This window comes from Dyadobacter sp. (assembly GCF_051859145.1).
In the GTDB taxonomy this organism is placed as follows: domain Bacteria; phylum Bacteroidota; class Bacteroidia; order Cytophagales; family Spirosomataceae; genus Dyadobacter.
This window is the reverse complement of the sequence record NZ_JBHYGF010000615.1, coordinates 1-7238: the sequence shown is the minus strand read 5'-3', so window position 1 is coordinate 7238 and position 7238 is coordinate 1. Positions and strand designations below refer to the sequence as shown.

Annotated in this window: 5 protein-coding genes; 3 read left to right on the top strand and 2 right to left on the bottom strand. The window is 47.1% G+C overall.

Translation table 11 applies throughout. The features are described from left to right. Positions 1-141 (top strand): L-serine ammonia-lyase, iron-sulfur-dependent, subunit alpha (locus ACTIE6_RS27825; RefSeq protein ID WP_439559751.1); only part of this gene is annotated, 141 nt, incomplete at its 5' end. A gap of 2 nt (positions 142-143) precedes the next feature. On the opposite strand, the gene mgtE is transcribed toward ACTIE6_RS27825, so the two are convergent. Beyond that, positions 144-1496 (bottom strand): magnesium transporter, encoded by a 1353-nt coding sequence (gene mgtE / locus ACTIE6_RS27820; protein ID WP_439559743.1) that lies wholly within the window; start codon positions 1494-1496, stop codon positions 144-146. Positions 1497-1577: 81 nt separating this feature from the next. Next, a complete protein-coding gene (gene rsmA / locus ACTIE6_RS27815; protein WP_439559742.1) occupies positions 1578-2378 on the bottom strand; it encodes a 16S rRNA (adenine(1518)-N(6)/adenine(1519)-N(6))-dimethyltransferase RsmA in 801 nt (266 codons plus the stop codon). Between the two features lie 80 nt (positions 2379-2458). Here rsmA and ACTIE6_RS27810 point away from each other — a divergent pair, with 80 nt between their 5' ends. Together ACTIE6_RS27810 and ACTIE6_RS27805 are read left to right on the top strand one after the other, a co-directional pair. After that, on the top strand, positions 2459-6070 hold the full coding sequence (locus ACTIE6_RS27810; protein ID WP_439559741.1) for a PAS domain S-box protein: 3612 nt from the start codon (positions 2459-2461) through the stop codon (positions 6068-6070). Positions 6071-6152: 82 nt separating this feature from the next. After that, positions 6153-7238 (top strand): carboxypeptidase-like regulatory domain-containing protein (locus ACTIE6_RS27805; protein ID WP_439559740.1); only part of this gene is annotated, 1086 nt, incomplete at its 3' end.

Below are 7238 nucleotides of genomic sequence, written 5' to 3'. Positions count from 1 at the left end.
AATCCTGAAAACGCGAAAGTATCTCTTGATAATGTGGTACAAACCATGTGGCAAACGGCATTGGATATGAACCACCGTTATAAGGAAACGTCGGAAGGTGGCCTGGCTGTGAATATCCCGATCAGCCTGAGTGAATGCTGATCCTATAAGTTCAGCAGCAGGTGAGCCAGTCCGAAGTACACGCCATAACCGATCAGATCATTTGCAGTTGTGATAAAGGGGCCGGAAGCAACAGCCGGATTGATCCCGATTTTTTCCAGCAAAATAGGTGTAATTGTTCCCATGAAAGATGCCAGGAATACAACGGACATTAAAGCCGTCGAGACCACCATGGCAAGCTGGATATCATTGCCGATCAGGAGATTGAATCCGAAAACAATGGCACTGATAATAAGTCCATTGATAAAAGCTACTGCAAACATCCGGATCAAACGCTGACCTACCGTCGTGTCCAAACCTGTTTTATCTGCCAGACTTTGCAGGATAATGGAAGATGTTTGAATGCCCACATTCCCGCCGGTTGACCCGATGATAGGAATGAATGCCGCCATAGCGGGTATAATCTTCAAATCACCTTCAAAAAAACTGATGAATTTGGCGGCGAGTATTCCTCCCATCATACCTACAAGTAACCAAGGCAAGCGCGCTTTGGTTTGCTGCCAAATCGTATCGTCCTCCTCCACATCTCCCGTAATACCCGCCATCGCAAGCGTATCCGAACTGGCCAGGTCGGTAATCACGTCGATCACGTCGTCGATGGTAATGCGGCCCAGGAGTTTGCCCTGCACATTTACAACCGGCAATGCATCCAGGTCATAACGTTGCATAAGCTCCGCTACTTCCACGGCCGGGCGGTAGGTTTCAACAAAAATTACATCTTTATCGTACAGACTTTCAATGCGCGTATTTTTGTGTGCGAGGACAATTTTTTTCAGAGACAATATCCCGTGTAATTTGCCAAAATCGTCAACTACATATACTGCATACACTTTTCCAACATCTTCGGCCTGTTTCCTGAGCTCCTCAATGCATTCATTTACGGTCCAGTTTACATTGGCTTTCACCAGCTCTTTCTGCATCAAACCACCCGCAACATCTTCATCATAATGCAGCAGGTCAAGGATAAAACGCGCTTGTTCTCTGTCTTCCAGCAATGCAATTACCTCTTCCCGCACACGGATCGGCTGTTCGTTCAGCAAATCCACGGCATCATCGGAATCGAACAAATTAACAAATCGTGAGATCTCCTCGGAGGTAAATGCTTTCAGGAACTCCCGCCTTTCACTCGGGTCCATATCCGCGAGAATGGCTGCGCCTGTTTCCAGGTTCAGCTGATTGACCAGATACTTGGCATTCTCAGTTTCCAGCTCGTAAAGCAAGCTCGTAATATCCGCGGCAAACACATTCTCCATCTCCGACCGGATAGCCGCAGCGTCTTCTTTCGCAATTAATTCCTGTATATGGTCAACGTAGAGTTGGGTGAGTTCGAAAGTCATTGTCAACAGCTTTTGGCGATTGGCTTTTAGCTATCAGCTGTTCGCTTTTAGCTTACAATTTGTATTTATCGGACAGCCTCTTTATGCGGTCAGGTTTTCTGCCAATCTGGTTAGCTCGACAAAATCATTGACACTAAGTTGTTCGGCTCTTTTGTCCAGCAGAGGATGTTCCGGGAAGATCCCGATCGGTTTCAATGCATTCCGCAGCGTTTTCCGTCTTTGGTTAAAGCCCGTTTTAACAACGGTGAAAAACTTCTTTTCATCACAATCCAGCTTTTGAACACTGTTCCTCCTCAATCTGATCACCCCGGACTGCACTTTCGGTGGAGGATCAAATGCGCCCGGAGGTACAGATACGAGATAGTCAATATCGTAAAAGGCTTGTAAAAGCACGCTCAAAATGCCGTAATCCTTATTCCCGGGAGGCGAAGCAATGCGCATTGCTACTTCCTTTTGCAGCATGCAAACAATCTCGGGAATGTGGTCCCGGATTTCTAATGCGCGAAAAAAGATTTGTGATGAGATATTATAAGGGAAGTTTCCGATGATCGCGAAAGGCTCATTGAAATAGCTGACGGTATCAAACCTTAGGAAGTCACCGCCGATAATCCTTGTGGCAAGTTCAGGGTAATGCTGTTCCAGGTAGGTCACCGATTCCCTATCTATCTCGATAACAGAAGTAGTGAAGTCTATCTTCGGAAGGAGATACTGGGTAAGTACGCCCATACCTGGTCCGATCTCCAGAACCTGCTTATAGCCCCCGTGACCGGATAGTCCGTCCACAATGCGTTGTGCAATATTTAAGTCTTTTAGAAAGTGCTGGCCAAGGTGCTTTTTAGCTCTGACTCTCCCGTCATTTGGTTTTTTATAATTCGTTTTCACAAACCAAAATTACGGCTTAATTCGTAGATTTATCGAATAAAGAATTGGAAGGAACCTTAAAAGTGCGTTGATACGGAACCATGGAAATGATAATGTCGCAGGCCGACTGGCATACTATACACGCTACACTTCAGCATTTAAATCTGATCGGAATTACCTTTTCACCTGACTTCACTATCAGGAATATAAGTGCGCATGCATTGATGAAAACGGGCTGGCAGGAGTCTGACCTGCTCGGGTACAGCATCTTTGATAAGCTGATCCCGAAAGAGGAAGAATACGAGGTAAGGCAGATGCTGGAAGAGGGAATTCAGGGAAAACGAAAGCTTGAACAACGTGAGATCCCGTTCCTCGCTCAGAAAGGCGCTGTGCGTACTTTTTCCATTAACTCGGTACTGATCCACCGGGAAGGGGAGGAAATTGAATGCATTACCCTTGTGGGCGATGATATTACGAGGCGCCGCCGGATGGAATCTTCCATCTCCAAATCGAACTCTCAATTGCAGGATCTGGTAGATAATACCAGCGACCTGATCCAGCTGGTTGCAATCGACGGCAAATTCATTTTCGTCAACAAAGCCTGGCGCGAAGTACTGGGGTACGGATTGGATGAAATCGCCTCCATGCGAATGGAAGATATCCTGCATCCTCAGCACAAGGAGCAGGCTTTGGAACAATTAAAGAAAATTGAACAAGGTAATTCCAGCTCCAATTTCGAGGCGGTTTTTTTAAGCCGGGAAGGCAAAAAGGTGTTTGTTTCAGGAAGTGTCGTTTGTCGCTACGACAATGGAAAACCAACTGCATTCCGGTGTATCCTCAATGATTTTACTGAAAAGATCCGCGCAGAAAAGGCGCAGAACCTGTATTACAGCATTGCGAACTGGACAGTTACAGCCCAGAACCTTGACGATTTTTACCATAGTATCCACGAAGAACTTGGTAAAATCATCGACGTAAAAAATTTCTTTATAGCGCTCTACGATCAGAGCAAAAGCTTCATTTACTTTCCTTATTACGTAGATCAGTATTTTCAGGGAAATGTGCGTTTTACGAAGCGAAAGCTGGGAAATGGCGTTACTGAATATGCGATTGCTTCAAACAAACCCCTGTTCTTGTCCGATGGCGACATTGAAAAACTCGCTAAAACCAACAGCCTGTATCTTTACGGGGTTACTCCTAAGCAGCTTTTGTGCGTTCCGTTGCGGATTGGCGACCGTGTAACCGGGATTATCGGGGTTAAATCCTATGACGATCCCAACATGTTTGATGCACGCGACCTCGAACTGCTGGAATTTATCTCCGGCCAGGTGGCGCTCGCTATTGCCAGAAAGCAGAGTGAGGAAGAACTGAGCAAATATGTGGCCCGCCTGAATGCCATTTTCGACAGTAGCTCGCATTTGATCTGGTCGGTAAATAAATCATTACAGCTCACATCCTTCAACAGAAATTACGCAGACCTGATCCGGAACCAGCTGGGCGTGCGCCCGTCGCTTCAATCGAGCCCGGAGAAGTTTGGATGGAGAATGGTGGGCAACACCAATCGCCGCACACTCGAATCCAAGTACAGGCAGGCTTTGCGCGGAGAAGCCCAGTATTTTGAGTTCAAGATAGAGCGAAAGGATGGGAGCAACATGTGGCTTGAATTTTACCTCAACCCGATCCATTATGCTGACGGCGTAATTGAGGAAGTTTCTGGTATCGCAAGAGATATTACCCGCAGGAAAGAAGCGGAATTATCGCTAAGGCACAGTGAGGAGCTTTTCCGGGGAATTTTTGAAAACCTGCAGGACATTTATTGCCGGATCGACCGCCGCGGAGAAATTACGATGATCAGCCAGTCGGTGATGAAAAGGCTGGGTTACCTGCCTGAGGAAGTGATCGGGCACAAGGTCGTTGAATTCTTCCCTGACAAAAAGCGGATCCATTCTGCATTGATCAGGCTTAGGAAAACAAAGAGCCTCCGGAATTTTGAAATCACACTTTACCGGAAAGACGGAACGGAGCGGCAGTTTATGATCAACATGCTCATGTTCTCCAACGAAAAAGGCAAGCCGACCGAAGTGGCTGTGTTGGCGAGGGATATTACAGAATTGAAGAAAAACGAGCTTGAACTGCTGAAAGCGAAAGAGCATGCTGAACGCTCGCTGAAAGTAAAAGAAGGCTTTTTGGCAAACATGAGCCACGAAATCCGTACACCGATGAATGGGGTAATCGGGATGATCGATTTGCTGGGTGAAACGCCACTGAATGTGGAGCAGAAAGATTACGTGCTCACGATCAAACGGTCTTCTGAGACGTTACTCAATATTTTAAATGACATTCTCGACCTTTCCAAGATTGAGGCGGGCAAAATGGAGCTGCACCAGAGTCCGATTTCTGTAGAAGAACTGCTCCTGAAGTTGGTCTCACTTTTTGGACAAACGGCGAAGAACAAGAATAATACGCTGACTTACAGCATTGCCCCGGAGATACCGAAGTTTATCGTAGCAGACCAGACCCGATTGTTGCAGATCCTGTCCAACCTGACTTCAAATGCATTAAAATTTACCGAAAACGGTGCGGTAAATGTAATTCTTACATTGGTGAAAAAGGATGGGTTGCGGCACAAGATCAAAGTAGAAGTGAAAGATTCTGGGATCGGGATCAGTGCTACGGACAAGCAGATTTTATTTACCTCATTTACCCAGCTTGATAACTCTTCCCGCAAGTCTTTTGGCGGCACTGGCCTGGGTCTCGCTATTTCCAAACAGCTTTGTGAGCTCATGAACGGGGATATCGGGGTAGAATCTACATTGGGCGAGGGGAGTACTTTCTGGTTTACATTTGAAACAATGGAAACTACGGGTGCATTGGTAAGTAACCTCACAACGGTGGAAGAAACGCATATTGAGAACGTTTTTTCAACGTACCACCCGAGCATTCTGCTGGTAGATGATAATGCGGTGAACAGGAAAGTCGCATTTGAAATACTGAAAAAGTCAGGCTGTGAAGTGGACCTCGCAGAGAGCGGTTTCAAAGCGATTGAAATTGTGGAGAGCCGCGTCGAAAAAGATATCCCGCTTTATGATATCATTTTCATGGATATCCAGATGCCGGACATGGACGGGGTGCAAACCTCCCAGGAATTACGGAAAAAGGTACAGGGGTTACCACCGATTGTGGCGATGACCGCCTATTCCATGAAGGAAGATCGTGACCGGTTTATCAGTCAGGGAATGGACGATTACATTGCCAAGCCTATCCGCGCGCAAACTTTGATCCAGAAGGTGAAAGAGCTGATAGGCAGCAAAACGATCCAGCAAGCGTCTGCCATCGAAGCGCCGGCACCAGCGGAGCCCGAGTTGCCGGTACTTGATAAAGAAATTATCGACCAGCTGAATGGGATCGGCGGAGCTGATCTGGTCTGGTCAGTTTTTGAGGATTTTGTCACCGAATCCAACGAGCTTGTGGACGGTGCATTGGCTGCCTATGCAGCGGGGGATATACCGACTGTAAAAAGTAATTTGCATACATTAAAAGGCAGCGGAGGCACGGTAGGTGTTTCTCAGGTTGCCGAGATCGCGCGAGATGCGGAATGGAGGCTGAAATCTGATGATACCAGTACTTTGGCGCAGGCGTTGCCCCAGCTGAAAGCAGCCTACGATGTATTTCTTAGTAAATACGAAGGTTTATTAAAAGATTGGTTGAAGTAAATGCGCATTTTTCCATCGAGCGAAACGGTGGTTTGATCTATAAAATTGCGCAGATCTGTCGATTGTAAAGGTTTCCCGGTAAATGCAGTTAAACTTTGAGGAGAAGTCTGGCTCTAACCTCCGAGAAACCTTTATAGAAATCATGAACAGATTCAGCTACCTCATCATACTTGCCCTGGGTTTATTAACTGCCTCATTTGCGCAGGCGCAAAATGCCCAGATCAAAGGCACCGTCATCGACAGCGTGAGCCGCTCAGCAGTGGTAGGCGCCTATGTGGCTGTGAGCCGCAATGTGCCCGACGCCAAGCCGGAGTATGTTACTACCGATGTAAACGGTCAGTTTGCATTCACCGGTCTTGCCAAAGAAAACACCTATCTGGTCAAGGTCACTTATCTCAGCTATAAAGATTTTTCCAAAACGGTTACTATCTCCAACGATATGCAGGATCTCGGAACGATCCAGCTTACTGAGGCGGTTGCCAACCTGAAAGAAGTAAAGGTAGTAGGCCAGGTGACCGCAATGGAGCAAAAGGGAGATACTACGCAGTTCAATGCAGCCGCATTCAAGACCAATCCTGATGCTACTACCGAAGATCTGATACAGAAAATGCCGGGCATTACGGTTGCTAATGGAACAGTAACAGCGCATGGTGAAACTGTAAACCGCGTGCTGGTTGATGGAAAGCCTTTTTTTGGTGACGATGCTGCTTTGACACTGAAATCCCTTCCGGCAGAGATTGTTGATAAAATAGAGGTTTTCGACAAGCTGAGCGACCAGGCGCAGTTCACCGGCTTTGATGACGGAAGTGCACAGAAAACGATCAATATCGTGACCAAAGCGGATCGTAAAATGGGGCAGTTCGGGAAACTTTTCGGTGGCTACGGACTGGATAACCGGTATCAGGCGGGCGGCAATGTAAGCTTCTTCAAAGGCGACCAACGCATTTCTGTGATCGGACTGAGCAACAATATCAATATGCAGAACTTCGCAAGCCAGGATCTTCTGGGTGTAACCGGCGGTGGCGGCGGCGGAAGAGGCGGTGGCGGGGGAGCGTCGGGTAACTTCCTGGTAGGTAACCAGAGCGGGATTACGGGTACCAACTCTTTCGGACTTAATTATTCCAACAAAATCGGCAAGAAAGTCGATGTTTCCGGAAGCTACTTTTTC

Excerpts from the sequence above, each read along its gene's own strand:
- mgtE (WP_439559743.1), bottom strand. The coding sequence starts at position 1,496 with ATGACTTTCGAACTCACCCAACTCTACGTTGACCATATACAGGAATTA.
- ACTIE6_RS27810 (WP_439559741.1), top strand. The coding sequence starts at position 2,459 with ATGGAAATGATAATGTCGCAGGCCGACTGGCATACTATACACGCTACA.